This is a genomic window from Pseudoalteromonas sp. SWXJZ94C (assembly GCF_015864385.1).
Taxonomy (GTDB): Bacteria; Pseudomonadota; Gammaproteobacteria; order Enterobacterales; family Alteromonadaceae; genus Pseudoalteromonas.
In genome coordinates, this window is sequence record NZ_JADYXF010000023.1 from 13,790 (window position 1) to 40,306 (window position 26,517).

23 protein-coding genes and 1 riboswitch are annotated in these 26,517 nt (G+C 38.8%); of the genes, 13 read left to right on the forward strand and 10 right to left on the reverse strand.

The window, feature by feature from the left end; translation table 11 throughout:
- Positions 1–65: 65 nt before the first annotated feature.
- Together lysC and nhaD are read right to left on the reverse strand one after the other, a co-directional pair.
- Positions 66–1,469: a lysine-sensitive aspartokinase 3 gene (gene lysC, locus I6F65_RS11410; RefSeq protein ID WP_024612712.1), complete on the reverse strand. Its 1,404-nt coding sequence runs from the start codon at positions 1,467–1,469 to the stop codon at positions 66–68.
- Positions 1,470–1,544: 75 nt separating this feature from the next.
- A riboswitch (Lysine riboswitch) is annotated at positions 1,545–1,717 on the reverse strand.
- 101 nt (positions 1,718–1,818) lie between these two features.
- Positions 1,819–3,066 carry a sodium:proton antiporter NhaD gene (nhaD, locus tag I6F65_RS11415; RefSeq protein ID WP_007375803.1) on the reverse strand — a complete coding sequence of 416 codons (1,248 nt, stop codon included), beginning with the start codon at positions 3,064–3,066 and terminating at the stop codon, positions 1,819–1,821.
- Positions 3,067–3,288: 222 nt separating this feature from the next.
- Here nhaD and I6F65_RS11420 point away from each other — a divergent pair, with 222 nt between their 5' ends.
- The 4 genes from I6F65_RS11420 (at position 3,289) to I6F65_RS11435 (ending at position 8,841) form a co-directional block, all read left to right on the forward strand.
- The gene (locus I6F65_RS11420; RefSeq protein WP_165728259.1) at positions 3,289–4,560 is read left to right on the forward strand and encodes a hypothetical protein; all 1,272 of its coding nucleotides are present in this window, start codon (positions 3,289–3,291) and stop codon (positions 4,558–4,560) included.
- Positions 4,561–4,563: 3 nt separating this feature from the next.
- On the forward strand, positions 4,564–5,112 hold the full coding sequence (locus tag I6F65_RS11425) for a hypothetical protein (RefSeq protein ID WP_165728258.1): 549 nt from the start codon (positions 4,564–4,566) through the stop codon (positions 5,110–5,112).
- Positions 5,109–7,883, forward strand: a complete 2,775-nt coding sequence (locus I6F65_RS11430; RefSeq protein WP_197112958.1) for an ATPase — start codon at positions 5,109–5,111, stop codon at positions 7,881–7,883. The genes I6F65_RS11425 and I6F65_RS11430 overlap by 4 nt, the downstream gene beginning before the upstream one ends.
- Before the next feature lie 406 nt (positions 7,884–8,289).
- Positions 8,290–8,841 (forward strand): DUF4136 domain-containing protein, encoded by a 552-nt coding sequence (locus I6F65_RS11435; protein WP_024612708.1) that lies wholly within the window; start codon positions 8,290–8,292, stop codon positions 8,839–8,841.
- Between the two features lie 141 nt (positions 8,842–8,982).
- On the opposite strand, the gene I6F65_RS11440 is transcribed toward I6F65_RS11435, so the two are convergent.
- Positions 8,983–9,363 carry an SMI1/KNR4 family protein gene (locus I6F65_RS11440; RefSeq protein ID WP_197112960.1) on the reverse strand — a complete coding sequence of 127 codons (381 nt, stop codon included), beginning with the start codon at positions 9,361–9,363 and terminating at the stop codon, positions 8,983–8,985.
- A gap of 58 nt (positions 9,364–9,421) precedes the next feature.
- Entirely contained in the window at positions 9,422–10,090 is a 669-nt protein-coding gene (locus tag I6F65_RS11445; protein ID WP_197112961.1) for a DUF4166 domain-containing protein, read from the reverse strand.
- 383 nt (positions 10,091–10,473) lie between these two features.
- On the opposite strand from I6F65_RS11445, the gene I6F65_RS11450 reads away from it, so the two are divergent.
- The 3 genes from I6F65_RS11450 to I6F65_RS11460 are packed head-to-tail and all read left to right on the forward strand — an operon-like array spanning position 10,474 to position 12,661.
- Complete coding sequence (locus I6F65_RS11450) at positions 10,474–11,484, forward strand: hypothetical protein (protein ID WP_024612705.1); 1,011 nt, start codon at positions 10,474–10,476, stop codon at positions 11,482–11,484.
- A gap of 3 nt (positions 11,485–11,487) precedes the next feature.
- Positions 11,488–12,363 carry an SUMF1/EgtB/PvdO family nonheme iron enzyme gene (locus tag I6F65_RS11455; RefSeq protein ID WP_197112964.1) on the forward strand — a complete coding sequence of 292 codons (876 nt, stop codon included), beginning with the start codon at positions 11,488–11,490 and terminating at the stop codon, positions 12,361–12,363.
- Position 12,364: 1 nt separating this feature from the next.
- The gene (locus I6F65_RS11460; RefSeq protein ID WP_166110818.1) at positions 12,365–12,661 is read left to right on the forward strand and encodes a hypothetical protein; all 297 of its coding nucleotides are present in this window, start codon (positions 12,365–12,367) and stop codon (positions 12,659–12,661) included.
- Between the two features lie 361 nt (positions 12,662–13,022).
- Here I6F65_RS11460 and I6F65_RS11465 read toward each other — a convergent pair whose 3' ends face one another.
- Positions 13,023–13,532, reverse strand: a complete 510-nt coding sequence (locus I6F65_RS11465) for a peptide-methionine (S)-S-oxide reductase (protein ID WP_166110815.1) — start codon at positions 13,530–13,532, stop codon at positions 13,023–13,025.
- Positions 13,533–13,741: 209 nt separating this feature from the next.
- On the opposite strand from I6F65_RS11465, the gene I6F65_RS11470 reads away from it, so the two are divergent.
- Entirely contained in the window at positions 13,742–15,598 is a 1,857-nt protein-coding gene (locus I6F65_RS11470; protein WP_197112966.1) for a TonB-dependent siderophore receptor, read from the forward strand.
- Between the two features lie 159 nt (positions 15,599–15,757).
- Here the strand turns inward: I6F65_RS11470 and I6F65_RS11475 are convergent, their stop codons facing one another.
- The gene (locus I6F65_RS11475; protein ID WP_197112968.1) at positions 15,758–16,021 is read right to left on the reverse strand and encodes a YkgJ family cysteine cluster protein; all 264 of its coding nucleotides are present in this window, start codon (positions 16,019–16,021) and stop codon (positions 15,758–15,760) included.
- Positions 16,022–16,190: 169 nt separating this feature from the next.
- On the opposite strand from I6F65_RS11475, the gene I6F65_RS11480 reads away from it, so the two are divergent.
- From I6F65_RS11480 to I6F65_RS11490, 3 genes are all read left to right on the forward strand, one after another.
- A complete protein-coding gene (locus tag I6F65_RS11480; RefSeq protein WP_166110809.1) occupies positions 16,191–17,369 on the forward strand; it encodes an efflux RND transporter periplasmic adaptor subunit in 1,179 nt (392 codons plus the stop codon).
- A gap of 2 nt (positions 17,370–17,371) precedes the next feature.
- Positions 17,372–20,521 (forward strand): efflux RND transporter permease subunit, encoded by a 3,150-nt coding sequence (locus I6F65_RS11485; protein ID WP_197112970.1) that lies wholly within the window; start codon positions 17,372–17,374, stop codon positions 20,519–20,521.
- A gap of 179 nt (positions 20,522–20,700) precedes the next feature.
- Positions 20,701–21,591: a dienelactone hydrolase family protein gene (locus I6F65_RS11490; protein WP_166110803.1), complete on the forward strand. Its 891-nt coding sequence runs from the start codon at positions 20,701–20,703 to the stop codon at positions 21,589–21,591.
- 69 nt (positions 21,592–21,660) lie between these two features.
- Here I6F65_RS11490 and rhlP read toward each other — a convergent pair whose 3' ends face one another.
- The 3 genes from rhlP to I6F65_RS11505 are packed head-to-tail and all read right to left on the reverse strand — an operon-like array spanning position 21,661 to position 23,797.
- Positions 21,661–22,455, reverse strand: a complete 795-nt coding sequence (gene rhlP, locus I6F65_RS11495; protein ID WP_197112990.1) for a rhombotarget lipoprotein — start codon at positions 22,453–22,455, stop codon at positions 21,661–21,663.
- A gap of 48 nt (positions 22,456–22,503) precedes the next feature.
- Positions 22,504–22,848 (reverse strand): lactoylglutathione lyase, encoded by a 345-nt coding sequence (locus I6F65_RS11500; protein ID WP_197112971.1) that lies wholly within the window; start codon positions 22,846–22,848, stop codon positions 22,504–22,506.
- A gap of 13 nt (positions 22,849–22,861) precedes the next feature.
- Positions 22,862–23,797 carry a LysR family transcriptional regulator gene (locus I6F65_RS11505; protein WP_197112972.1) on the reverse strand — a complete coding sequence of 312 codons (936 nt, stop codon included), beginning with the start codon at positions 23,795–23,797 and terminating at the stop codon, positions 22,862–22,864.
- A gap of 133 nt (positions 23,798–23,930) precedes the next feature.
- On the opposite strand from I6F65_RS11505, the gene I6F65_RS11510 reads away from it, so the two are divergent.
- Positions 23,931–24,956: a zinc-binding alcohol dehydrogenase family protein gene (locus tag I6F65_RS11510; protein WP_197112973.1), complete on the forward strand. Its 1,026-nt coding sequence runs from the start codon at positions 23,931–23,933 to the stop codon at positions 24,954–24,956.
- Positions 24,957–25,324: 368 nt separating this feature from the next.
- Positions 25,325–25,981 carry a nitroreductase family protein gene (locus I6F65_RS11515; RefSeq protein WP_197112974.1) on the forward strand — a complete coding sequence of 219 codons (657 nt, stop codon included), beginning with the start codon at positions 25,325–25,327 and terminating at the stop codon, positions 25,979–25,981.
- 118 nt (positions 25,982–26,099) lie between these two features.
- Here I6F65_RS11515 and I6F65_RS11520 read toward each other — a convergent pair whose 3' ends face one another.
- Entirely contained in the window at positions 26,100–26,501 is a 402-nt protein-coding gene (locus I6F65_RS11520) for a hypothetical protein (protein ID WP_197112975.1), read from the reverse strand.
- Positions 26,502–26,517 lie beyond the last annotated feature (16 nt).

Sequence of the window (26,517 nt, forward strand, 5' to 3'; positions counted from 1 at the left end):
AAGTCACTTTATTAAGTAACTTTACTAGTTAATTTTACTAGGTTATTTTCCTTAATAACGATTACTTACGCAGCAAAATCGTTTTCTAATAAACGGCTATGAATAGACTGTACTACGTTATCTGACTCAGTTTGCTCTACTAAAAAGCACAGGTTGTGCTTACTAGCACCGTGACAAATTAATCGAATGTTAAAGTCTTTTAGTACACTCATTAAGTTCATTTCGTGTTGGCGTAATTGAATCTCAGAGCCAATAAGTGCCACCAATGTTAGGTTGTTTTCTACCGACACATGGCAAAACTCTGCAAGCTTATCTAGGCATTCTTGGTCGAGCTCTGGGCGCGATGCGTTTTGCGCGTTATCAAGGGTTATAGCTACGCTGATTTCTGATGTAGTTACCAAATCTACTGATATATTGTACTCACTTAATAGTGTAAATACGCGTGCTAAAAAGCCGCTTGCTAGTAGCATTTCTGGGCTTTTAAGCGTAAGCAATATTTGGTTTTTACGTTGCGTTACTGCGCGTATACCTGGTTGCTGCGATTTTTCGCGCTCAATCCACGTACCGCCGCGCTCTGGCTCTCGGCTAGAACCTACAAACACGTTAATATGGCTACGGCTTGCTGGTAATATAGTTGCTGGGTGTAATACCTTTGCGCCAAAGGTTGCCATTTCGGCGGCTTCGTCAAAACTTAAACGTGCAATTGGCGTCGCTTTTGCGCACAAACGCGGGTCGGTGCTAAAAATGCCCACTACGTCGGTCCAAATATGCACGCTTTTAGCGTTAATTGCTTCAGCTAATAATGCAGCACTGTAGTCAGAACCACCACGTCCAAGCGTTGTTGTTTGACCGTATTCGTCACTGCCAATAAAGCCCTGAGTCACAATTACTTGAGCGTCTAATAACGGGATTAAATGTTCTTTAGCAGCTTGCGCTGTGGCTGCAACATTGGGCGTTGCTTTACCAAATTGGCTGTCGGTTTTAAGCACCTTGCGCACATCAAAGCGATCGGCATTTAAACCTTGTAAACGAAGTACCTGTGCAAATAAATACGACGACAAACGCTCACCAAAGCTAAGTAGCTCGTCGTGTTGCTGATCGGTTGTTAGTGACTCTTGAGCCAATGTTTGAAATGCTTTTAGGGTTTCGTTAAAGCCAACCGCTAAATCGGCATCTAGCGATAACTCATCTAAAATAGTTTGTTGAATAGCAAGCACGCCGTTTATGTGTTCTTGACGCTCACTAGGAGTAATGCTTGATTTACACAGTGCAACTAAGTGGTTAGTTACGCCGGCACTGGCGCTCACGGCAACAATACGTACGCTTTTATCTGCAACAATAATTTCGCTACAGCGACTCATCGCTTCAAAATTTGCAACACTGGTTCCGCCAAATTTGGCAACGATGTAATCTGATTTTGCGCTTAACTCTGTTTTAGGCACTGTTTGCGGCGCTGATTGGGTAGTCATTTAGTCTCCTTTCGCGATATCCAAATCGCAATAAAACAAGAAGAACTTGGCAAAGGAATGCTTGAAGATAAGTCCACTGCCAGAAGCTCTCCACCTATATTGGTGACAGTTTTGAGGATTCAGCCCCATAAACCGAAAAACAATGACGACGTACCATTATTTTCCTCGGCGAGTACTTCCCTCCTTAATGATCATCGGCTTTCGTCGCCTAACATTAAGTACCTAAGTATCGCACCTCTTCTGAATGCTTTATTAACCAGTGGCTAATAAAACAAAACCCCACTAAGTAGCGGGGCTTTGAAAGTTATCGTTTAGACGTCTAGCTGTCAAGCATTTAATAATTTATGAGCTAAATAAAACTGCCCATGTAATACGAGCCCGCATATCCAACCGTGTAGCAAATTAATAAATGCAGCGATAAACGCAAGTAGCTCATAAAGGTAAGCGCTTTAACTTTGCTCATGGCAATAATGCCCGCAGCCGACCCAATGATAAGCATTGAACCGCCCACGCCCGTTGCATACGTAAACGACAACCAGTGTTGTTGGCTCATTACTATATCGGCTTTTAATAAAGCAGCAGTAAGCGGTACGTTATCGACCCCTGCTGATAATATGCCCATTAAGTAGTTTGCGTACTCGGGTGCCATTACCGTATATAGGTCGGTAAATTTACTCAACATACCAATTTCTTTAAGTGCGCCTACAAGTAAAAGTACACCTACAAAAAACAATAATGTGTCGTATTCTATATCGCGAACAAAGTCGATTATGTCTTTGTTAATGTCTTTTTTGCGCATTAAAAATTGCGCGACTAAAAACATCACTGATAAGCCAAACAAAAAGGTGAGTAAAGGCGGTACGCTGTAAACTACACTCAGCATAAGTGTGCTCACTACGGTAGATAAAAATATAACAGCAATGGTAATGTCGGTTTTTTCGATGCGGGTTTTACCTGCACCAGCAAACTCAACACGCCCTTTCATACCTATAGACAGTAACGCGGCTAGCAGCATAACGCTTGCAAGTGCTGGCGCTATAAGTAGTAATAAATGAGCAATGGTTACTTTGCCGTCTAAAAATATCATCAGTGTGGTTACGTCACCTGTTATTAGCGATACCCCACCTGAGTTAACCCCAAACACAATAAGCGTGGCGTATTTAATGAGCTTTTTAGGTTCAAGTTTTAACGACATAACAACCGCGAGCGATATAAGCGTAGCTGTTACGTTGTCTGAAATCGACGAAAACAAAAATGCAAAACCACCCACCAAAAACATGAGCTTTTTTTCGCTAATACTTTTTGGCATAACACGGTGCACAATATTTTCTATAAACCCCTTTGAATTTAAATACGCTACAAAGGTCATCGCAGCCATTAAAAATAGCCATAGAGATGCAATTTCTAAAATATTTTCATTTAAAAGGTGTTGAATCGTATCGGGGCTTTGCCCGTGTAGAGGGTATATAAAAAGAAGAATCCAGCAAAGCGTACCAAAAAACAGCGTGGTTTTAGCTTTATTAACATGGATTATATCTTCTATAACGATCAGTAAAAATGCAATCGCTATCAGGGTTAGAATAATCGAGGAAACCATGGTAGTTAAACAACCTTTGATATAGTTTTAAAGAACACACAAATAACATTCCATTCCATGTGCCTATTTTCGGCGCGAATTTTAGCACTGCCTCTATGCAAAAACTATTATTAAATGGTCTTAAAAACGAATACTATATACAGACAAGGTTAATTAAAAATACGTAATAATGAGTCTTCTAAAAGAACTCAATAATAAAATACTAGGATGTTGTAACCTCTTATGATCCCAGCTAAAAAGCTACTAAACACCATAACTGAACATTGGGGTGTACTAGAGCTATTATTTAAACGTTTTAAAATGGCTGACTTTAGCCTAAAAGACGTACAAAACGCGATTAAGCAAAAGCAGCCTACGTGGTCAAACGAACGCATTTATAAAGAAACAAATCGTTTGTTAAACCAAGATATTTTAATTCCACTGGCTAAATCTTCTCAGCTTGAAATAAATCGTGCTATTGCCGATTTTGCTACGTTTTTACTGCAAGAAGAGCATTTAGGCTTAGCGCAAGAAATTAGCGTATTAGTCGACGACCTTGCACGTTTAGGTAACCGCCTAGATAACGCTGGTGAAATAGAAGACTTTGACGATTTACGCCGCTACAGCCGCATTATGGATGATCGGGTCCGTAAAATAATGAAGCTCTATGCGCACAACGAAAACGCCATTTTAAATATTGTTGAACAAGCTAAATCTAATAATGCGGTCCAATCGCTGCAAAAGCGTTATAAAGCGGTAATAGAAGCGTTTGACGAATACATAGAGCCAATGCTTGAAATGGTTGATATACGTGGTGAATTTCATGCGTGTTTTACCCTCATTGAAGAGCAAATAAGTAAGCAAATACTGCACATTGAGCGCTCAGGTAAAGCGTACAACGACAAACGCATGCTGGAGCAATTACGTACCCGTATACTCGAAATGCATTTAGTGGGTCGAGAAAGCTTACGTAAAAGTGCCGATATGCTTATGCCGCTGCGCGAAGAGTTACGCCGTAATAACTTAATTACTCGCCAAGCAGCCAAAGTACTTGGGCTTGTACGTAAAAATGGCGTAGACAACATGCTAAGTGCTGTGCAGCCACATTTTGTAAGCGACGCACAGCGATATTCGCTTGGTCAGCAACGCCATATTGTGGCTTACATGGCAAGCTTGGTTGAATTTGAACACGAAGAATACCAATTGCCTGACCAGCAAGACGTGCCTGCATTTGTTACGCCTAATATTCCTGACTACAACGATGTTAAAACCAGCTTTGCTAAGCGCTTTAATAAAAAACGCAAAAAACCGCAGCCCTTGCTGCAATTTTTAGACGAAAGCTACCCAAATCTCGATGCCGACGAAATGCTATTTTTGTATCAAAAATTAGTCAGCGACAGCGATATTAAAATAATTCAAAGCGATGAAAAAGCCCGCGTAAAAATTGCCGGTCAGCACTTTTCTTTATATCCATTTAATTCAGAGCCTCAGCCAGATTCAAAGGCAGGTAAATAAACCATGACACACATAAACTTAGACGAGCTAACCCATCTACAAACCATTAATAAAAAATTAGTAGCGGGTTATCACATTTGCGAGCAAGACAACGTAATGTGGCAAGAGCTTGACCAACACATAGAAGACTACACCGCCCTATTTACAGCCCTAGGTAACGATTTAAAACGCGACAGCCGTGGATTTTATTATTTTGGTAGCGACGAAAGCACACCAAATATGGGCAAGATATCTCGCGCTATCGCGCTCACTATTTACATTTTAATTGAACACTACGCCAATACGGGTAAAGACCCAATGCGCGCATTGTTTGACGACGTAAACGATTTAGAACTTATGCAAACGCTGGTGCAAATTAACAAACATTTGTTTGATCAGCTTGAGATATTTTCGGGATCGGACCTGCGTAAAGACGTATACCTGCGCATGGTGCGCTTAGGTTTAGCCCGCGAAGTAGAAGGCGGCTTTATGCTACAAGCGCCGATTCACCGCTATATAGATGCATTAATGGAAGTAAACGAAGAAACCTACATTACAGAGGACGAGGAATGAAAAATCTATACGGACTGAGTAAACTCGCCCTACTTAACACCGCCGGCTATGCAAAATGTGTGATCCCGCTTGATAAAAGCAGCTCTATTTGCGCGCCCAATAACACAGGTAAAAGCTCGGTTATTAACGCCCTGCAGTTTCCGCTTATTAACGATTTGCGCTTAACAGAATGGGACGGACACGATTTAGATGAAACCCGTAAGTTTTATTTTTCATCCGATCAGTCGTACATTTTACTAGAAGCTAACTTGCCTCATGGCTCAGTAGTGATTGGCGTTGCAGGGCTTGGTAAAATTGCCGGTTACGCGCATCAGTACTTTTGTTATCAAGGAAAGCTTGATTTAGAGCAGTACACGCAAGGTAAAACCATTATTAAATTTACCAAGCTGTTCAACCATTTAAAAGAGCTTAACTACAATCCTATTGAGCTTAAAGCACAAGAGCTAAACGCGCTATTGACTGGTGGCGCAACGCCTTTTGACGGCGACATTAACTTAAAAATGATCCCGCTTAATAATGTGCAAGACTCCTCTATTTATAAAGAAATATTTAGACGTATTCTTAACTTACACAAATTAGGCGCAAGCGACGTAAAACGCTTTATGCTACGCGTGTTTGAACGCCATATGTCTAACTCTAAGGTCGACTTTTATGAAGTATGGCGTCGCTCGTTTGATAAAGTAAACCGCTCAAAACGCGAACTAAAAGCCCTTGAGTCAATGCAAGAGCCAATAGCCGCGCTTGAATCAATGCTTGAAAACCAAACCGTGCTTAAAGGTAAATTAGCGGCGTATGCACCTAAAATTGACCAAGCACTGATTGATTTTGATACTTATCAAGAATCGCAACTTAATGAGCTGGGTATAGCGCTTGAAGATATAGAGCACGAAAAACACGAGTTTGAGCAAAAGCAAAGCCTATACGTACAGCAATCGCGCGACATAGAGCGCAGACAAACACAAATTGAGCAGTGGTTTTTAGATTACGATGCGCTTAAAAGCGAATTTGAACTGGTAAATAAAGCCACCCTTAAAACCAGCCTGACTCAGTTAAAGCAAGATTACGAGTCGCTTTCGCACTCTATAACCAGCGCACAAGGGCAAAGCCTGCACACGCTTGACTACCGCATTAGCGAAACACAAAAACAAATTAAGAGCCTAAAGCTGCAACTTAAAAACCTTGAGTTTAATTTGTTTACCCGTATGCGCGAAGACCTCTCGTTAAAAGAAGTAGAAGAAATATCGCGGATTTTAAACCCAGATATTCTCTCGTTTGCAACCACCACTAATGGCGATATAACCATTGATGACGAAGATGCGTTTGGTGAATTTTTATCGCTACTTAGCGAAAACGTTAAAGGCGGTGTACTAACTCTGCCAGGTGCGAGCATTAAGCTTAAAAAGCTCTCGCCTGTGCAAATGCAAAGCGGCGAAAACAAAGAGCAATTAACCGCTCAGCTAAGTGCACTTGAGCATTCACTTAAAGAGTTTAAGCAACAGCGCGATGTTGCAGCAAACGTTGCCGACAAGCAAAAAGAAAAAGACGCGTTATACGATGAACTAATGAGCGCAGAGAGCGCCCTAAAACGCTTAGAGCAGTTTGATATAATGCAGCAGTCGGTTGAAGCGCAAGCCATGCTAAAAGAGCAATTATTAGCTGAGCGCGAACAAGTTGACGACTACTTGCAAGATATTCAAAAAAATAGTGGCTCAATTGCCGATCGTCGCTCGTTAATTAAATCGAAACAAGATCAAATTAATCGCCAAACTGAGCGCTTACGCCAAGTTAAAAGCGAGCGAATTGACCACACGCTTGATTTATACAGCGGCAAAGTGACCCCGTACATGATTGATATTACGGTCGACTTTGATAACTTAAGCGATCTTGTTCATCACTTTAATAAAGACTGCCAAGAGCTGCGTAATTTTGACATAAACGTGCGCAACACCTATTTGCATGTATATAACGCGGGTATTACTAAATTCGACAACGAAAACGACGAATACACTAAATACCAAAAGCTAATAAGCGCCTTTCATAATATTGATAACGAACGCGATGCTGTTGAGCGCCAAGCTCGTGTTGCGCTTACAGAGGTGGCTGCGACCATTAAAGGCTTACGAGAAGATTTAGACCGACTTCGCCGCGAAATGAACAGCTTTAATAAAGGCATAAGCCAGCACCGTATTTCAAACCTGCAAGCGTTTAAAATTAACGTCATACCGCGCAAAATGCTGGTTGATAGTATAGATACCATTATCAGCACGTCGCATCAGTTTGAGCAAGGTGACACACTTGATTTACTTAGCCAAGAACCGTACAGCGAAAGCGCAGTAAACGAAGCGAAAGATCACTTAATTAAACTCGCCTCAGATAAAGCGGGTTTAACGCTTACCGATTTATTTGATATTCGATTTGAAGTGGTTAACCGCGCAGGTGAAACAGAGCACTTTGAAAAAATAGATTCGGCGGGTTCAAACGGCACACGTATTACGATTAAGTTATTGTGTGGCATGTTGTTTATTCGTTACTTATTAAGTGACCAAGAACAAAACCTATACCGTATACCTATTTACATAGATGAAGCGGCCGACATTGACCCACAAAATCAAAAAGCAATTATAGAAACCGCACTAAGCTTTGGTTTTGTGCCTATATTTGCCTCAGTTAAGCCACAAATAAGTTGTGACTACATTGTGCCGATTCGCTCGGTAAAAGACGGTGCACAAAACTGGGTAGATGAAAAAGATTGGATTGAAGTTGAACATTAGCTAATAAACAACGACTAATTAACATAGGTTAATTAGTCGTTCAGCCTTAGGGCGTGTTGACCTTTGTGGATTGAAATTTGTTCAATCTAGGGGCAATTTAATCGCGGCGTGAGGTTTGTAACCTAGTGGGCTAAGTAAAAACCGAGCAACAAAGAGTTAATTGCCCCTAGGCAGAACCCTTCGGGCAGCGCATGTTTGGCATTTATGCTGCGTTATCACCTATTTATGGGGAATAACCACACTACATAGGCTCTGCCTTGCCCAAATACCAAACATACTGCTGCAAATTTAACCACGAAAGGTCAACACGCCCTAACAATTAGACTAATATTTAGGACGTTTAAATAATACACATTCAAATAATTTGTGTTATTTTAAATCAACGTAATTTATTGGAGCAAACGTAATGAAAAATATACTTATTGTTGCAGCGCTAGCACTACTTACTGCCTGTACACAAACCCCAGATTGGGATTACGACAAATCAGCTAACTTTAATAATTTTAAAACATTTGCTTGGGTAGAAAACGCCAGCCTGACTAAAGACACAAATAACTATCAAATAAATGGCCTTATGGAAAAACGTGTTCGCACTGCCGTAAATGCAGAGCTGAGCCAAACATTAGGTATGAGCTTAGTTGATGCAACGCAAGCTGATGTACTTGTTAATTATCATGCATCGGTTGATAAAGAACTTGAAATAGACACGTTTAGCACAGGTTACCGCCATAATTGGGGTTACTGGGGAAGTGGTTTTCAAAAAGATACAACCGCGCGTGAATACGAAGTAGGCACGCTAATTATTGATATTGTGGATCGTGAATCAAACCAGCTAGTATGGCGCGGCGCTAAAGAAGGTCGATTAAAGAAAAACCAATCACCAGAAAAGCGTGAAGCTTCAATTAATAAAACAGTTAGCGAAATATTAAGTAACTTTCCGCCGCAAAAGCAGCAATAAGTTTTAGTTAGTTTTAAAAAAGCTCACAGGTTTGTGAGCTTTTTTGTGTCTGTTTGTTTTACTGTGTAATCACAAAACTTATAATAAGTAGTAGCAATGTGAATTGTACTTACATATAAACTTATTTTGAATTCTACTTATTTACGCTTCTTTAATAACGTTAGCTACAAATTCTGTGAACGATTTTGCTATAGGCATTGAAAAGCTAGCGTTATATACATTTCCTGTATCTGGTCGAATATAAACAGTGCCATCAATATCGTTTGAAAACACCTCTAGAAACCCAAACTTAAAATGTTCTTTATGTTTATTTTGCTCGTAAATATCTAACCGCTTTATCTCTGGGTTAATCCCATAAACTGGATCATCAAATATTTCTGCATAATTCAAACTTATAAGATAATCGGTAAAGTCTTGAGGTAAATTAATATTTAACCTTGCTTCTAAATCATGAACTTTTTTTATGCTTTGGCCCTGCCCAACTTTACTCGAGTGAGCTTTTAATATTTCGATTAGATTCACGCCATTCCTTTCTTAAATTAAGTTACTAAATCCTAATTTTTAATAATAATTTATAACGTTAGCTGTCGTCACTTTTAACAGTGATTTTAGCTATACTCTTACCTATACTCTTAGCTGTACTTTTATCGCTAATATCCAACTTAAATTGACCGTTATAACGAAACATAATACCAAATAGTGGATGTTTCATAATCATTTTCATACTGAAATTATTGTCGTCTATGGGTCGCTCTTCTACATATGCACTGCCAAAAATAAGCCCTACGGGAATTGGAATATCTATATTAAATAACCGCCAAATGTAACCATTATCTCTAAATACGATAGCGCCGTCCTCTGCGGTTACTTTTAGTCGCATGCCAACACCAAAGCGAACAAACTCAATCACTTCATTATCCTGAACATGCTCCATATGTGATTTAAAGTGAAAATGGTGACTATCAGAAAATTTAAACACCCTATCCCAATACAAATTCGTATTGTTAGTACTGCTATTGTAGTTTACATCGATTGGAATATTGCGCCCTTTATATGGAACCACTGCCCCGAACAATACACCAAAGGGTATAAATAACTTAGCTAAAGGAGAGTGATATATTTCTGACATTGTCCCAGAAACACAAATATGGTCATTTGAAAATGGCTTTAAAAAATAATGCCGTTTAATAACGTCACCAAGATTATCCCAGTTTTCTTTTAATACTATCTGAAATATCGATTTATTCATGATTTCCCTATCGCTAAACGCTGATTTTTATGACTTGAGAGTCTAATCCATAAAGTAATGTATTAAAATTTTAAATATAAGTCTCTGTAAAAAATATAATAAACAATCAGTTTTAATATGATCATTTTTTGAAAATAAAAAATCGGAAAAACATTACTATTGAGCTTTTACGGCTTCATTTAATTTAATTTATTTTTAAAAACACCATCCTATAAAACATTAAAATTAAGCGCGCATTCAGAATGCAATTTCACATTTATTTAAATTTACTTTTAAGTAACACATAATAATTTCAATGTCTTAGCTTAAATAAAAAGAAATTTAAATGACGAACAAGTTATGTTAGATTACGCCAATAAAAAGTATTTAATGGAATAAATAGCGTGTCATCAAATCCCGCATTCGAACTTAAAGTAAAACGTTTATTTCCCAAATCTGTATTACAAGAAATGTATGCCTCATTAGACTCAGATCCAGAACTTAGACAAGCTGGCGTTATTTTTGAAGCAGAAAAAGATAATATTTCTAAACTTTCAGTAAATCCAGCTATGTTGCTTATTAATCCCAATAGTAATTACGACCAAAAAGTATTAAGAGTTAGCTGTAGAGCAGATAAAAAAGTCATCTACATTAAGGAGTTTGTTCTCCCTAAACAAATGAAAGCTCAAGATAAAGTAGACAAAATAAACTCTTCAATATGGAAAGAGTCGAAAAATTCAATGATTTCATGCGCAGGGGCAGCTTCTGGTTGGGTACTAATACTCGTTGAAACTGGTGGAGGGGCTGTTACTGTTGGCGCTACTTGGGCTGCAATTCCTTTAACATTAACTTCAACTGCGGCTTCAACGTTTCAATGTGGCGTAAGTCTTGGTCGTGTATTTAACAGTTTAAACGGTAATGAAGAATATAATCAATGGCTTGACTCATCTCCTATATTTTCAACTTTAATGGTTACATTAGACGTGATTCAAGTAGCTGATTTGACCAAAGCAGGTTTAGATGCTGGCTCTTTATTAATTAAATTTAAACAAAATAAAGCGCTTGGGCAAAATAAGCTACTAAAAATGTATCAAGGGATGACCCGTGAAAACCGTAAAAAACTCGCAGTAGAGATTTTAAAGTTAAATAACCCTCGATTAGTTAAAAATCAAAAATTACTTAAACAAGTTATACGTGGGCAAACCCTTTTAGACGATGGTACTAAAGCAACAAAAGTGTACACCCAAGCACAAGTACAAAGGTTGATTAGAAGCTCTTTTTATAAAGCTTTTTTAACTCAAAAATCACTCGCTACCGGAGCTGGTACAGCTGCAACAATGTACGGTAGTGTAAATGGTTTACACAATAAAGTGAGCAATTCAGCAACCTATATGATTGGTATAACTACAGAGTGATATATGTTGTCTAAACTAAAAATAAAATATCTAGCTATTATTATAATTTTGATTGGGTTTTCTGTTGGCTTTTTTAATATTAGCTGGTCTAGTTTCAAACTCACTAATCATGAAGTTACTTATATACAAGACAAACTCAAAAACGGTGAATTATCGCCTAATATGGTAATAATACCGCCAGGTACAGGCACCATAGGTGGTGAAAACTTTCGTTCTTTTCAAGATGAAGCGCCAATTTTTGAAGCGACAGTAAAAGATAGCTATGCACTAAGTGAAACTGAAATTACCTTTGCGCAATATGACCAATTTTGTAAAACCGGCATACGCTCTTGCCCAAGCGATGAGGGCTGGGGTCGTGGTAAGCAACCTGTGATCAATATATCTTGGTTTGATACCGTTGCTTATACAAAATGGCTAAGCAAAGAAACAGGCTATACATATCGATTACCAAGCGAAGTCGAATGGGAATATGCTGCTCGCGCTGGAACAAGTAGTAAGTTTTGGTGGGGTAATGAGTATAAACAAGGCATTGACCACTGCGATAGAGATTTAGGTGGTTGCCCAAAAGGCACTGATTTAGGACACCCTTGGCAAGTAGGTATTTTAAAGCCAAACCCTTTTGGTTTATACGATGTAACCTCAAATGTTTATGAATGGGTGGAAGACTGTTACGTAGATAATCATAACAATGTAACGGGTACTACTGCTGCAAATAAAACTGGTGATTGTAATGATAGAACGGTGAAAGGTGCTAGTTGGACTATGCCACAGCCGCATGTACATCACTCACTAAGAATGGGCTTTACTATAAATGCAAGAGCCGACTCAATTGGGTTTAGAGTATTAAGAGAAATTAATAAAGACGAATTAAAGGATTAAAATGAACGTTGCGTGCCCAAATTGTAAAAGTAAGGTTGATAGTAAGGATATAAAAAATATAAATAAAAAAGGCATTTTCATTGAAAAGCAATGCCCTTCTTGTCAAGCATGGTTTTGTTTAAATAAAGCCCAAACACTTGTAAAAGCAGCTGGAATATCACTTTTATTAATAACTAGCTTATTGAATATTTTTAACATTAAAAGTGAATATAGTTTAGTTTTTTCAAGCGTTGGTTTTGTAGGGATATTGATAGCTATCATTATTACTTTTTTTGGTAAACATGAAACGGTTAAATAATAAAAGCAAAAAAAAGAAGTCCAAAGTAAAACACGCTGATATTAGTAATACAAGAATGCTATTGAATCAAATAGCATTCTCCTTGTTCTCTTTCTCTATAGGACTATTGCTTATAATAATCACGATAAAATCTATATATGACGGCTATGTTCTTACACCAACAGATTATCGAGTTGAATCTGAAATTTATTTTTTCTCGACCTCTCCATTTTCTTATCTTTTTAACCTGTTTTTTTACTTAGGGTCTGGGATCTTTTTATTAGCGGTTCCTTACCTAATTCGAGATATGTTTCCTCGTAAAAAAAATGATAAACCGAACAAAAAAGGCAAAAAGCAAAAACGATAACAACTAAATAAGACTTTATTTAGCTTTATACTTATGCAGTAACTCAAGCGGTATATGGCAATAATCGTCTATAAAGTTTGTTAGTCGGTCTTGGTGCTCAGGGTCGCTCGGTACGTAGTTAGTTAAAAGCTCTACCTGTACGACTATTTTATCTGCATCACTTCGCTGATTTATATAATTGCCAGCCACCACTAAATGGCTTTGATCTTCACTATAAATGGCAGTTCGGTATTTAGGTCCTACGTCTTCACCTTGTTTGTTAATGCTATACGGATCAATAATCTCAAAAAAGTAACCAATCAGCTCGTTTAGGCTAACCGTTTCGGTATTAAAGATTACTTTTACGCACTCTGCATAACCATCATATTCGCCTTGGGTATTATCACTTGTGCCATTAGCACGCCCTGCTTCAGTGCTAATTACACCTGGCAAATGTTTTAAAAACTCTTGCACACCCCATAAGCAACCACCAGCAAAATAAATCATTTCTGAGTAGGTGTGATTTTTGTGTTGTTCGTTATTCATAATAAGCGTAACCAAAATTCAATTTATAAATTATTTAAAAAACTATAAAAACGATGACAGTAAATGATTATCAAATGCAGTTTTTTCTTATTAATGTACAATAACGCGAAAAATCGCAGTTGTTCAATCTAATTATTTTATCACGCCTGAAAAGTGTGTTCTGAATTTAATTGTTACCAAAATTGCATATAAAAAATGAGACACATAACATGAATAGTGCCACGCACTTTATACTGCCTGCGCTGCTATGCAGCGTTACAAACGTTGCCTACGGCGAAGTTAAAACTGAAAAGCCTACATCAATCGAACAAATAACAGTTGAAGCATCGCCCACTGCAAATAAATTACCTGTAGGTACATTTGACTCTCCTATATCTAATTTAGAATATGACCCGCGTGTTGATTTACAATCGCGCAATATGGCTGAGGCACAAGCTGATGTAACTATTCGCGGCGGTATTTTTGAAAACACAGGCTTTAGAGTAGGCAGTGCTACTCTGCTCGACCCACAATCTGGTCATTACTTTGCTGAAATACCTATTGCACCACAAATGCTTACAGGTCCTTATATTTTAACAGGCGCTGACAATGCACTTAATGGCGTTAACAGCTCTGTAGGCACGGTATCGTTTGGCTGGAAACCTATTAACACGGGCGGCAGCGTATCGTTAGGTACTGGTACTAACGATTTTAACTTACAAAGCTTACACGCTGGTGTGAGTATGCCCCTTGAAGGAGCAAAAGATTGGAAGCTTGGCTTTGAAGGTGAGTTTTCTCACTCACAAAGTGATGGCTCAATTGATAATGGCGACCACGATTTTACGCGTGCAGCGGGTCGTGTTCAATTAGCAAGTTCTGACTCTCAAACCGACCTATTTTTTGGCTCACAAGATAAGTTTTTTGGTTGGCCAAATTTGTACACTCCATTTGGCGTTAACGAAACAGAAGACTTAGAAACACGTTTGCTTATGCTAAACCATAAGCAAAACTACGCAGATAATAGTCATTTTGAAGTGTCTGCTTATTATCGCAAGCATAACGATCATTATATTTTCTCGCGCGAGAACCCAAGCTCATTTGAAGCCTTTCACGAAACCGAGGTTAAATCGTTAGCATTGTCAGGTCGACATACTCAAAGTGATGTATTTGCAGTAAATTATTCAACACAGTTTATTGAAGATTCTATTGAATCAACCACGCTTGAAAACAACTTTACATCTCGAAACTATTATAAAGTTAGTGTACTACCAGAGTACAAAATAGCGCTTGAGGACAACCAGCAACTTACTATTCGTTTAGGTGCTGCTTTTGACGACACTAACAGAGACGACTCTGAAACGTCACTTATTGGTGATGTAACCTTAAAAACACAAAACAGCGAAGGTTTTGAGCGCACGTTTTATCTATCGTACGCAGAGGCAAGCCAAGTAGCCGGTTATACAGCAATTGGCGGCAGTGATTCGGGTGGCTTATTTAGAAGCAATTACAATCTTGAGCGCGAAACCACTAATAACTTGGAGCTTGGTTTATTACTAGATGAGCAAAGTTGGCAGCTTAATTCGGCTATTTTTTATCGTAAAGATAATAATTTAACCGACTGGACGTTTAATTTTGATTCTACCTCGGCACGCTTTGCAAAACCTGTGGATATTGATACTACAGGTGTAGAATTTTTCGCAACCAAACACTTTGATACAACCGGAATTGTAGCAAGTTACACGTATCTTCATAAATCAGAAAATTACGGTGCGGCAGATATTGATGCTAGTTTTTATGCATTAAATTTTCCTGATCACCGCATAACACTTGGCGCTGTTTGGAACCCTACCGATATTTTAGAATTTAGAATTGATAACGAATGGCGCAAGCAACACGAAAATGCACTGCGCGGTAGTGACGACGATGCTTTATTTACTCATTTAACGTTAAAAATTACACCACCTATGGTGAAAAACTTATTTATTACGTTAGCAGCAGATAATTTATGGGGTGAATCGTTTGAAGAGATACCTGGTACACCAGGGCGTGGTGAGCAATACACGCTAAGCGCAACGTATAGCTGGTAACCAGTAACGTAAGCAAGCTTCACGTCTACAAAACAACCACAAACCTACACTTTGGCGGTAGACGCAGAGCTTGCTCGCGTGAAAAGCGCAGCTTTTAATTACTTAAAATAAATACTCACTAATAGATAAGTGTAAATATATGTGTATTTTAATAGCCCACTAAGTTAGCTCTTCGAGCTCTGTAATAAGCGCTAGAGCCTGTGCATTTGTTAATCCGCACACATCAAATGTGGCGCTAAAATCACTACATACTTTAGGTCGGCTTGAATCACCAAATAACTTACATAAATTACGTTCGTCCAACTGAATACAACGCTCTCCGGCCTTTTTACCATTTGGCATACCTGGAATGGGCGAACTAATACTGGGGGCAATACAACATGCGCCGCAGCCTAGCCTGCAACTCATAGATTCGGTTTTCATAATATCCTCTGTATAAAAAACATTTACTTTAATTCCTTTTTAGGAACGTAATTAGCCTTATGTTGAGTTGTAATGTACATATGTAATTCTTTGTTACATCTTAAAACAGCTTGTAAACACTTTATTGCGTATTATTGCTCTGTCACCACCAATTATGAAGGAATGCCTTGTGGCTACTACAAAACAAATAATACTCCCAATTGCTGTTTTAGCAGGCGGCATTGCGTTAGCTATAGCTTTTAAGATGATGAAACAGCCACCCGAAGAAAAGCCTGAGCAAGATATTCGCCCTTTAGTTGCAACACAAAGCGTACTTTTAGATTCTATAACGCTCGATGTTAAATCGTACGGCATTGTTAAACCAAAGGACCGTACCGAGCTGATAGCGCAAGTAAGCGGGCAAGTTATTTCGGTATCAGATCAATTTGTTGAAGGCGCGTTTGTAAAGCAAGGCGATATTTTAGCACGAATTGATGCAAATGATTACGAGGCAGACTTTATTGAAGCGCAAGCCGGTTTAGCACAAGCAAGCTCAGCACTTGAAATAGAACGCGCACAAGCACATGTAGCAAAAGCTGAATGGGAGCGTATTAAGTCAGATTCAAGCGAAGCTATCGCCTCAGAACTTTATTTACGTAAGCCACAATTAGCCGAAAAACTAGCTCGTTACCGCTCTGCTCAAGCAAGTGTTAAACGTGCTAGCCGTAATCTTGAACGTACTTATATTAAAGCTCCATATGATGCCATTATTAATGAGCGCACAATTAGCTTAGGCTCAGTAGTAAACCCTGGTAGCAGCTTTGGTGCATTAAGTGCAACCTCAGTTGCAGAGGTACGTTTACCGGTTGCCGACCAAGAACTACAATATTTAAAAAACGGCGGTGTAGGCTCAAACGTTACATTTAACGCAGAATATGCGGGTAAGCAAACAATGTGGCAGGCAATAGTAATTCGCACCGAAGGTGTGGTTGATCAAACAAGCCGCATGAGCTACTTAGTTGCACAGCTTGCAACACCTTATGGCGATAAAACACGCCCACTTCGTTTTGGGTCATACATTAACGCTACAATTGAAGGTCGCCCGCTTGATAACGCGATTATTGTTGCGCACCATTTAGTTAAAGATAATAAAATTGTCATTTTAAATGACGATTTAACATTGTCGTTTAAAACCCTCAATATTATACGCGAACAAAACGGCATGATTATAGCCAGTCAAGGGTTAAAAAATGGCGAGCAAATTGTTACCTCAGCGCTTGAGTATCCTACTGAAGGTATGGCAGTAAAAGTTGAAGATATTGTGCCTAATAAAACTGATGTAACTCAACTTGCGCTGAAAGAGGAATAATCATGAGCACTCGTGAAACAGGATTAATAGCATGGTTTGCCCGAAATCCCGTTGCTGCCAACCTACTAATGATATTTATATTAGTGGGCGGTATTTTAATGGCGATGACCATTCGCAAACAAATGTTCCCACAGTTTGAAAGTAACTGGATAAGCGTACAAGCAGTTTACCCAGGAGCTGCCCCGCAAGAGGTTGAAGAAGGAATAACCATAAAAGTTGAGGAAAACCTCGAAGGTATTGAAGGCATTAAACGCCTAATTACCTATTCTAACCGTGGTTTTTCACAAGCGTGGGTTGAAATAGAAGAGCAATACAATCCACAAGAAGTACTTGATGAAATTAAAGTACAAGTTGATTCAATAAACACCTTTCCTGCGGGGATGGAGCGCCCTGTTGTTCGCCGCGATAAGTTTGAGCAAGAAGTAATGATACTCGCGCTTTATGGGGACATGAGTAACTACCAGTTAAAAGAGCTTGGCAACGATATAAAAGATGAACTGCAAGCGCTGCCTCACGTTAACCTTGTTAATTTTAACGGCGGCTTAGAGTACGAAATTGGTATAGAAGTTAGCCCCGATAAACTGCGCGAATATGGCTTAACATTTAGAGATATTGCAGGCGCGGTGCAAAACTTTTCGGCCAATATGTCGGCGGGACAAATACGATCTGAAAACGGTTATATTTCGATGCGTGTTGAAAAACAAGCCTACCGTGGCTTTGAGTTTGAAAAACTGCCGCTTATTACCCTTGCTGATGGCGCACAAATTTATTTAGGCGATGTAGCAACCATTAACGATGGCTTTGAAGAAGGGCTACAATATTCTAAATATAATGGTAAAAACTCATTATCGTTTGAAGTTAATGCATCAAAAGATCAAGACATTACCGATGTAGCAAAAGTACTTAAAAGCTACATGGCCGCTAAAGAGCCGCTTTTACCTGCAGGCGTTAAGCTCTCTCCTATTGTTGATTTAACTTACTACCTTGAAGGTCGACTTGATATGATGGTCGATAACATGATTTGGGGTGGCTTGTTAGTAATGATAGTACTGGCACTATTTTTACCACTACGCTTGGCATTTTGGGTAATGATGGGTTTACCGGTGTCTTTTCTAGGTGCCTTTTTGTTTATGCCCATTGGCTTTTTAGATGTAACAATTAACCTAGCCTCACTTTTTGCCTTTATACTTGTGCTCGGGATTGTTGTTGATGACGCCATAGTTGTTGGCGAATCAGCCAGTGCCGAAATAGAAAAATACGGTCATACACTTGATAACGTAGTACGCGGTGTTAAACGTGTTGCGATGCCAGCAACCTTTGGTGTACTAACTACCATTGCTGCGTTTTTACCACAAACACTCGCAACCGGCCCTGGTGCTGCTTTTTCTAAGGCCATTGGTGGCGTGATTATTTTATGTTTGATTTTTTCACTCATTGAATCAAAACTTATTTTACCTGCACACATTGCAGCAATGAACCCGCGTAAACCAAACCCTAAAAATCCATTGCATCGCTTACGTATGGTAATTGATAGTGGCTTAAAAGGCTTTGTGAATAACTACTACCTTCCTTTTGTTAGCCGCTGTATTCACTATCGCTATACTGTAATTGTCGGCTTTATGTGTTTACTTATTGTAAGCGCAGGTATGTTTGCAGGTGGTTTAGTTAAGTTTGTACCAAACCCAAAAATACCGCACGACTTTCCGCGTATTGATATAGAAATGAACCTTGCCTCATCTGAGCAAGCAACGCTTGAAACCGCACGTAAAATAGAAAGCGTGTTGTTAAAGGTCGATCAGCAACTAAAAGAACAATACGGTAAACCGATGATCCGTGACTTATCGGTAAGCCTGCGCGGGCGAACTGAAGCAAATATTATGGCTATTTTGGTAGAGCCTGATTTACGCCCTATCGACACCTTTGCCCTAAGTGCATTATGGCGCGAGCAAATGCCCGCTTTACCTGGCGTTAAAACCATGACCATTCAAGACAGTATAATGAATGGCGGTAGAGATGATGGCGACGTTAGCTTTAAACTTGAAGGCAAAAATGCTGACGAGCTAAAAGAAGTGGCTGGTAAATTAAAAGCCAAATTACAAACAATGGAAGGCGTTGGCGACGTAAACGACTCAATGCAAAATGCCACCGACGAAGTGCAACTTGATTTAAAACCACTCGCTTATAGCATGGGTTTAACGCTTGCTGATGTCGCATCGCAAGTTAGCTTTAGTTACTACGGCTTAGAAGCGCAGCGAATATTGCGTGAAGGCGAAGAAATTAAAGTTATGATCCGCTACCCAGAAGACGAACGTAATTCAATTAGCGACATAGCAAGTGTGCGTATTATTACGCCTACAGGCGCTGAAGTACCACTTAGCGAAATAGCCGAAGTTAAGCTGGTTGACGGTGTAAACCGTATTCGTCGCGAAAACTCTAAACGTACAGTTAACGTTTGGGCTGCGGTAAATACCGACAAAGCCGAACCATTTGCGATTGCTGAGGAAATTCGCGATGAATACTTACCATCATTACTTAAAAGCTACCCTGGTGTTACAAGTGATGTAGCTGGCCGTATTCAAGAAGAGATGGATAGCGCTTCAGAGCAGCTTCGTGACTTTGGTCTATCAATGATGATTATATTTGCCTTGTTAGCGATTCCGCTTCGATCTTACTCACAACCACTTATTATAATGTCGGTTATTCCATTTGGTGTAGTGGGCGCTATGTTTGGGCATATGATTTTAGGTATGACCATGAGTAGCTTATCTATGTTTGGCATAATTGCTGTAGCGGGTGTGGTCGTAAATGATTCCCTCGTTATGGTTGATTTTGTAAACAAAGCACGCGCTGAAGGTGTTGCAACTAAGGATGCTGTAATGCAAGCCGGTGCTCGTCGCTTTAGAGCGATATTACTCACCTCAATCACTACTTTTATTGGTGTCATGCCAATTATTTTTGAAACGAGTTTACAAGCTAAAATTGTTATCCCAATGGCTGTATCACTTGCTTTTGGTGTGTTATTTGCCACAGTAATTACACTGATACTTATACCGTGCCAGTACGTTGCACTAGAGGACATTAAGCGTTTAATGCGAAAGAAAAATAAAAAGCCTTTAATAACAGATCCTCAACCAGCAGCTATACATGATTAACTGGTTATAAATAAGGTATCCCAACCATAAAAACTCAGCATATTATGCTGAGTTTTTTCTTTTTCGCTTTAGCTTAAATAAATGATCCTATTATTTAAGACATAAACTGCTCGTTTTTTATTCTTAATACGTTATGGTATTTAAATAATAAATAGACATAATAAAATTAAGGAACAGCCATGAATACATCTCCCTCTGATCACATTCCTCAAGAAGCCTTTGATTGGTATGACGAGTACGCCCACGGTTTAATGGACCGACGTACGTTTATGAAAAAACTCGGTGGCCTTGCTGCACTTGGCTTTTCGATGGCTGTACTTACATCAGCATTATTACCTAATTACGCACTGGCTGAACAAGTGTCGTTTAACGATGACGATATAACGGCAACGTACGAAGAATTCGATTCGCCAGACGGACACGGTAAAGGCAAAGGTTACTTAGCAATCCCTAAAAATGTAGAGGGTAAGCTTCCTGTTGTACTCGTGGTACACGAAAACCGTGGATTAAACCCGTACGTAAAAGACATAGCAAGGCGTTTAGCTAAAGTGGGCTTTATTGCATTTGCACCCGACGCGCTTTTTCCATTGGGTGGCTACCCTGGTAATGATGATGAAGGACGCGCTATGCAAAAAACTATGGATCGCGCTAAAATTCAAAACGATTTTGTAGCCGCTGCACACTTTTTAAAATCGCATGCTAACAGTAACGGTAAGTTAGGCGCTGTCGGTTTTTGTTTTGGCGGCTACATTGTTAATTATTTAGCGGCAGTAGATAGCAACTTAATCAGCGCCGGAGTGCCTTTTTACGGCACTCCAGCCAGCGAAAGTTTACGTAAAAATATTAAAGCACCATTAATGATTCAATTGGGCGAGCTAGATAAACGTGTAAACGCGTCGTGGTCACAGTACGAACAAGACTTAAAAGCCAATAACGTTGAATACACTATGCATATGTATAAAGGGGCAAATCATGGTTTTCATAACGACTCTACAGGTCGTTATGATAAAGACAATGCCGAGCTTGCATGGCAACGTACCGTTGAGTTTTTTGATAAAAAGCTAAGTTAGCTAATAAAAAATAATGCCACTAGCTCTAAGCCGGTGGCATTATTAAAAATACTTGGTTTTTTATCAACTTTAAACTTTTTTGCTACGCATAACTAATAACGACAACAAGACGAGTAAATAAATACTCAAAGAGCCACCGCTGCTAGAGCCATCTTTATTTTCGACTTTTGCAATTTTTTCTTCTTTAACACGTGTTTTAAACCTTGCTAGTTCTGCATCTAAATTAGTACTCATATCACTAACCGCTAAATTAAAACCTTCAGCCGACTTTTCAGATAACGTTTCATCAATACCTATTGCTGTTGTTCTTTTTTCAAGTTTACTTATACCTGGTGCTCTAAATAGCATTTTTCTACTTTTAATATCAAAAACAGCTGTATCCACAAAGGTTTGAATTGTATTTTCATTACCTGGAATAACGTACATACCCACTATTGTCCAATAAAGTAAGGCTGCATTATTTTCATACGATTGCGTAACTTGATCATATGAAACCAGTGCCATTACATCTACATCGTAAAGCCTCCCGACTTGCTCGAGTGTTGCAAAACCTTCACCTCCTTTTAAATAGGTACTTGGTATAACTTCAATGCGGTCAATGTAATCATATTGTAGAAATGACTTTTTTACTTTTTCGAGTAACTCAACTTGGTTTTGGGTCTCTAACCCGTCTGGCTGCCAGTTTTTAGACGGTACAAATGCAATTCCAACAGTAACAGGGAGTTTTAAAACAGGTATTTCAGGTTTATAGGTAGAGCGACTTTGTTGATCAGGATATAAGAAGTCCATTAAGCTACTAGATTGCGTATTTTTACCTGTATTGTTGCTCACAAACGAACTACAAGAAGCAAGTAAGGTCGCCATAAAAATGATTATATATTTATTAAATCTCACATTTATTCCTTTTTATTTTTAATTTAATTCAGTTACGTGCCAAAGCTCACCCGATGGTCCCCATAAGTAAATAACGCTACCCCAAGGTTCTTGTTTTATACCCTCAAAGCGGATGTCAAAACCGTTTAAATTACTAATGAGTTCGTATGCTTCATCTATATTTAACACACAAAGTTGCAGCATTAAGTTTTCAGCAAACGTTTTATTATAATAACGCTGTAAAAAGAACGTACATTCGCCAAAGGTACACACATATAAATCATTTGAGGCATCTTCAATCTTAAATCCAAGCGCTTTATAAAAGCGCTGAGATTGCTCATAATTTTTACAGGGAATAAAAATTCTAATATCATCAACTTGCATAACTCTTCCTTAATTAGCTCAGTACGCTTTTATCAATAATTCCTTTATTTACCAACTGCTGCAGAATAGCTTGGGATTTTGCTCTGCATGCATCACGTAGTAAACGCACCGCTGGGGTTATTGACTGCCTACTTGGGCAAATAAGCCAAAGTTCACCATTAACATGTTGATAATTTGGCATAACAGTAACTACCCTGTCATTGAGTAAATCGTCGGCTATATCAAGTGCCGACTTTACAGCTAAGCCCTTACCTGCAACGCACCAGCGCCTGACTAAATCGCCATCGTTTGAGGCGCGCCTGCCATCCATTTTAACTTTATACTTTGATTCACCATCGGTGAATTCCCACGTATTATTTATAATATCCTGCAACTGATAAAACAAACCTTGATGCGACGCTAAATCTTCAGGATGCACGGGAGTCCCGTTTTGTAAGAGGTATTCGTGAGTTGCACATAATAAGCGTGGTACGTTACAAATTTTAAAACCATAAACGCTTGCATCATTAGGCGAGCCATAACGAAGCGCTATATCAACTGAGTCACGGTAAAAGTCGATATTGCTATCACTTATATGGGTTCTTAAACTTAGTTTTGGATAAGTGTCCATGAGTTCATCAATCCATGGGATCACCAAGTTACGCCCTAAGTCAGATGAAAGTGCAACACGCAGCTCCCCTTCTATTTCGTCGTGTTCACCTTTAAGGTTTTGTTTTGCGAGCTCAAGCACTGCCAAAGCCTGTTCACATTGTGGTATGTAGCGTTCCCCAGCAGCCGACAACCTCAAATGACGTGTGGTACGAACAAACAGCTCGCTACCAAGCGCAGACTCAACACGTTTAATAGCGGCGCTTGCTGTGGCTGTACGCATATCTAACTTAGCAGCTGCGAGCGTAATACTTCTAAACTCAGCGACTTTTAAAATAAGTTTTAAATCTTCTATGTTCATATTATCTATTTATATTTGATAATGATTCAACGATTATGCGGTTTATCTACATTAAAGCAAGGTCTACTATATATCTATCAGCTAGCCAAAGCATGGCTTGCACCTTATACGTAAACAAATTAGGACATTTATTATGAAAGCTATTGGTTATAAAAAATCTCTTCCTGTTACTAATCCTAAATCGTTAATTGATGTTGAATTACCACAGCCAATTGCAACAGGTCGCGATTTATTAATTAAAGTTAAAGCTATTGCAGTTAACCCAGCAGATTACAAAGTGCGTGCATCTATGCCCCCTGCTGATGGTGAAGTAAAAGTTATTGGTTGGGATGCAGTTGGTGAAGTTGTTGCAATAGGCGATGCTGTAACGGCATTTAAACTCGGTGATGCGGTTTATTACGCAGGTGACATTACTCGCCCAGGTAGTAATGCAGAATTTCAATTAGTGGATGAGCGCATTGTAGGATTTAAACCGCAGAGCTTAAACGATGCTGAAGCTGCTGCATTACCCCTTACTGCAATAACAGCGTACGAATTATTATTTGAGCATTTAAACATTGTAAAACAAGCTGCTGATGCAACAACAAAATCAGACGAAGTTATTTTAGTAACAGGTGCCGCAGGCGGCGTTGGCTCTATTTTTATTCAACTTGCTAAAGCGATTACTGGCGCAACGGTGATTGCCACTGCATCGCGCGAAAGCTCTCAAGCATGGGTTAAAAAACTAGGCGCCGATTATGTCGTTGACCATACAAAACCATTACCTGCTCAAATTGACGCGTTAAACATTGGCTCGGTAACACATGTAGCAAGCCTGCATAGTACTGATACTTACTTTGAAGCGTACACGCAAGTGCTTGCACCATTTGGTAAAATTGCAATGATTGACGATCCTGAGTCATTAGATGTTAGCAAATTAAAAATGAAGAGTTTATCTCTACATTGGGAATTTATGTTTGCCCGCTCAATGTTTAATGCCAAAGATTTAATTGAGCAAAGTAAGTTATTAAATCATGTTGCCGATTTGATTGACCAAGGCTACATTCAAACCACGATTGGTAAAAACTTAGGCACTATAAATGCGGCTAACCTGCGTATTGCACACACAGAACTTGAAGGCGGTCGCTCTATTGGCAAAATAGTGTTGGAAGGTTTTTAATTCTATAAATATTACTCGCCTTATTTATACCTGAATTGATTAAAGGCGCCAATGCAATTGGCGTCTTCAGCCAATATTTTGCGGTAGCTATGGCTGTATTTATATTTATTAAAGAAACTATTACCTAATAATATTTGATAATGATTCAACAATATACCTGTTTATCATATTGTAATAATCCTCTACTATCCGTACCTAGCTATATTGATAAGCCTTACTTTACGTAGATATATCGATTGTATTAAGTAAGTAGAGTGATTTAAAAGCACGATATTATTTTTGTAATAAATTTTTAAGAGGGTTTGTTTTTACTAAAACTGACTCAACATAGTAAATACTGGTAAAATACCTACTCAATGGAAAAACTAATGACTCACCCTATTATTAATGACTTAGAAAAGCGCTACACAGCAAAACGTTACGATGCAACGAAACGTGTATCTCAAGACGATTTAGCCGTTATTTACGAAGCTATGCGCCTGTCTCCTTCATCTATTAACTCGCAGCCTTGGAAATTCATCGTAATTGAATCAGATGAGGCTAAAGAGCGTATGCATAGTACATTTGCTAATAAATTTGCGTTTAACCAGCCACACATTAAAACAGCTTCGCATATAATATTATTTGCTCACAACCCTAAATATACCCGCGATGATTACGCACAAATCATTGATGCAGATATTAAAAACGGTCGTACTAAAGCAGAAAATCGCGAACAAGCTTTTGGTGCTTACGCGTTTGTTGATATGAATACTGATGAGCAAGGCAATAATGAAGAGTGGACTAAAGCACAAACTTACATTGCACTGGGTAACACTATGCATGCAGCTGCACGTTTAGGCATTGACTCTACTCCAATGGAAGGCGTAGATGCCGAGCTGATTGGCGAAGTTTTTGAAAAAGAACTCGATGGTTACGTGTGCGACGTAGCATTAGTAATTGGCTATCACGATAGCGCTGAGGATTATAATGCTAAATTACCTAAGTCTCGCTTAGCAAAAGAGCAAGTTATTCAGGTTTTATAAGTAATACGTTATAAACTTAAATGATAACAATATTAAAAAACCACTTATTTAAATAAGTGGTTTAATTTAATGAATAAGGTATAGAAAGTAAGCAATAAAACTATATCAATCTCATGAGTTAATACTGGAAAAATTGTTGATAAAACTTTGTGTCTAAACCAATATCAGGACACACTACAGCTCCATCTACCACTTTAGAGAGATAAAATTTATTATTTACGACTATAACACCCTGATGTTCCAATGAACATCTATCACTCTCTGTAACTGACCAACCTTTTAATTCCGCTAACTTAGCAGGGGCTCCAGAAATAATATAAATTTTTGTTTCACCAAATTGAACAAAATCTCCCTTATCATTTACAGTTTTAACTACCGAGCATGGAGGTGACAACTGAAGTGTTTCACTATTATTGTCCATTGAAACTTCGCAAATTTCAGCATCTAAAAGTATAGCGGCGTGTACATTTGTACATAAAAGCAAGAGTAACGCAGAGCTAAAAATTAATTTATTTTTCATACTAAAATTTCCCAAA

Excerpts from the sequence above, each read along its gene's own strand:
- I6F65_RS11455 (WP_197112964.1), top strand. The coding sequence starts at position 11,488 with ATGTTGTCTAAACTAAAAATAAAATATCTAGCTATTATTATAATTTTG.
- I6F65_RS11510 (WP_197112973.1), top strand. The coding sequence starts at position 23,931 with ATGAAAGCTATTGGTTATAAAAAATCTCTTCCTGTTACTAATCCTAAA.
- I6F65_RS11470 (WP_197112966.1), top strand. The coding sequence starts at position 13,742 with ATGAATAGTGCCACGCACTTTATACTGCCTGCGCTGCTATGCAGCGTT.
- I6F65_RS11515 (WP_197112974.1), top strand. The coding sequence starts at position 25,325 with ATGACTCACCCTATTATTAATGACTTAGAAAAGCGCTACACAGCAAAA.
- I6F65_RS11420 (WP_165728259.1), top strand. The coding sequence starts at position 3,289 with ATGATCCCAGCTAAAAAGCTACTAAACACCATAACTGAACATTGGGGT.
- I6F65_RS11430 (WP_197112958.1), top strand. The coding sequence starts at position 5,109 with ATGAAAAATCTATACGGACTGAGTAAACTCGCCCTACTTAACACCGCC.
- lysC (WP_024612712.1), bottom strand. The coding sequence starts at position 1,469 with ATGACTACCCAATCAGCGCCGCAAACAGTGCCTAAAACAGAGTTAAGC.
- I6F65_RS11490 (WP_166110803.1), top strand. The coding sequence starts at position 20,701 with ATGAATACATCTCCCTCTGATCACATTCCTCAAGAAGCCTTTGATTGG.
- nhaD (WP_007375803.1), bottom strand. The coding sequence starts at position 3,066 with ATGGTTTCCTCGATTATTCTAACCCTGATAGCGATTGCATTTTTACTG.
- I6F65_RS11475 (WP_197112968.1), bottom strand. The coding sequence starts at position 16,021 with ATGAAAACCGAATCTATGAGTTGCAGGCTAGGCTGCGGCGCATGTTGT.
- I6F65_RS11500 (WP_197112971.1), bottom strand. The coding sequence starts at position 22,848 with ATGCAAGTTGATGATATTAGAATTTTTATTCCCTGTAAAAATTATGAG.
- I6F65_RS11485 (WP_197112970.1), top strand. The coding sequence starts at position 17,372 with ATGAGCACTCGTGAAACAGGATTAATAGCATGGTTTGCCCGAAATCCC.
- I6F65_RS11465 (WP_166110815.1), bottom strand. The coding sequence starts at position 13,532 with ATGAATAACGAACAACACAAAAATCACACCTACTCAGAAATGATTTAT.
- rhlP (WP_197112990.1), bottom strand. The coding sequence starts at position 22,455 with ATGGCGACCTTACTTGCTTCTTGTAGTTCGTTTGTGAGCAACAATACA.
- I6F65_RS11425 (WP_165728258.1), top strand. The coding sequence starts at position 4,564 with ATGACACACATAAACTTAGACGAGCTAACCCATCTACAAACCATTAAT.
- I6F65_RS11445 (WP_197112961.1), bottom strand. The coding sequence starts at position 10,090 with ATGAATAAATCGATATTTCAGATAGTATTAAAAGAAAACTGGGATAAT.
- I6F65_RS11505 (WP_197112972.1), bottom strand. The coding sequence starts at position 23,797 with ATGAACATAGAAGATTTAAAACTTATTTTAAAAGTCGCTGAGTTTAGA.
- I6F65_RS11435 (WP_024612708.1), top strand. The coding sequence starts at position 8,290 with ATGAAAAATATACTTATTGTTGCAGCGCTAGCACTACTTACTGCCTGT.
- I6F65_RS11460 (WP_166110818.1), top strand. The coding sequence starts at position 12,365 with ATGAACGTTGCGTGCCCAAATTGTAAAAGTAAGGTTGATAGTAAGGAT.
- I6F65_RS11520 (WP_197112975.1), bottom strand. The coding sequence starts at position 26,501 with ATGAAAAATAAATTAATTTTTAGCTCTGCGTTACTCTTGCTTTTATGT.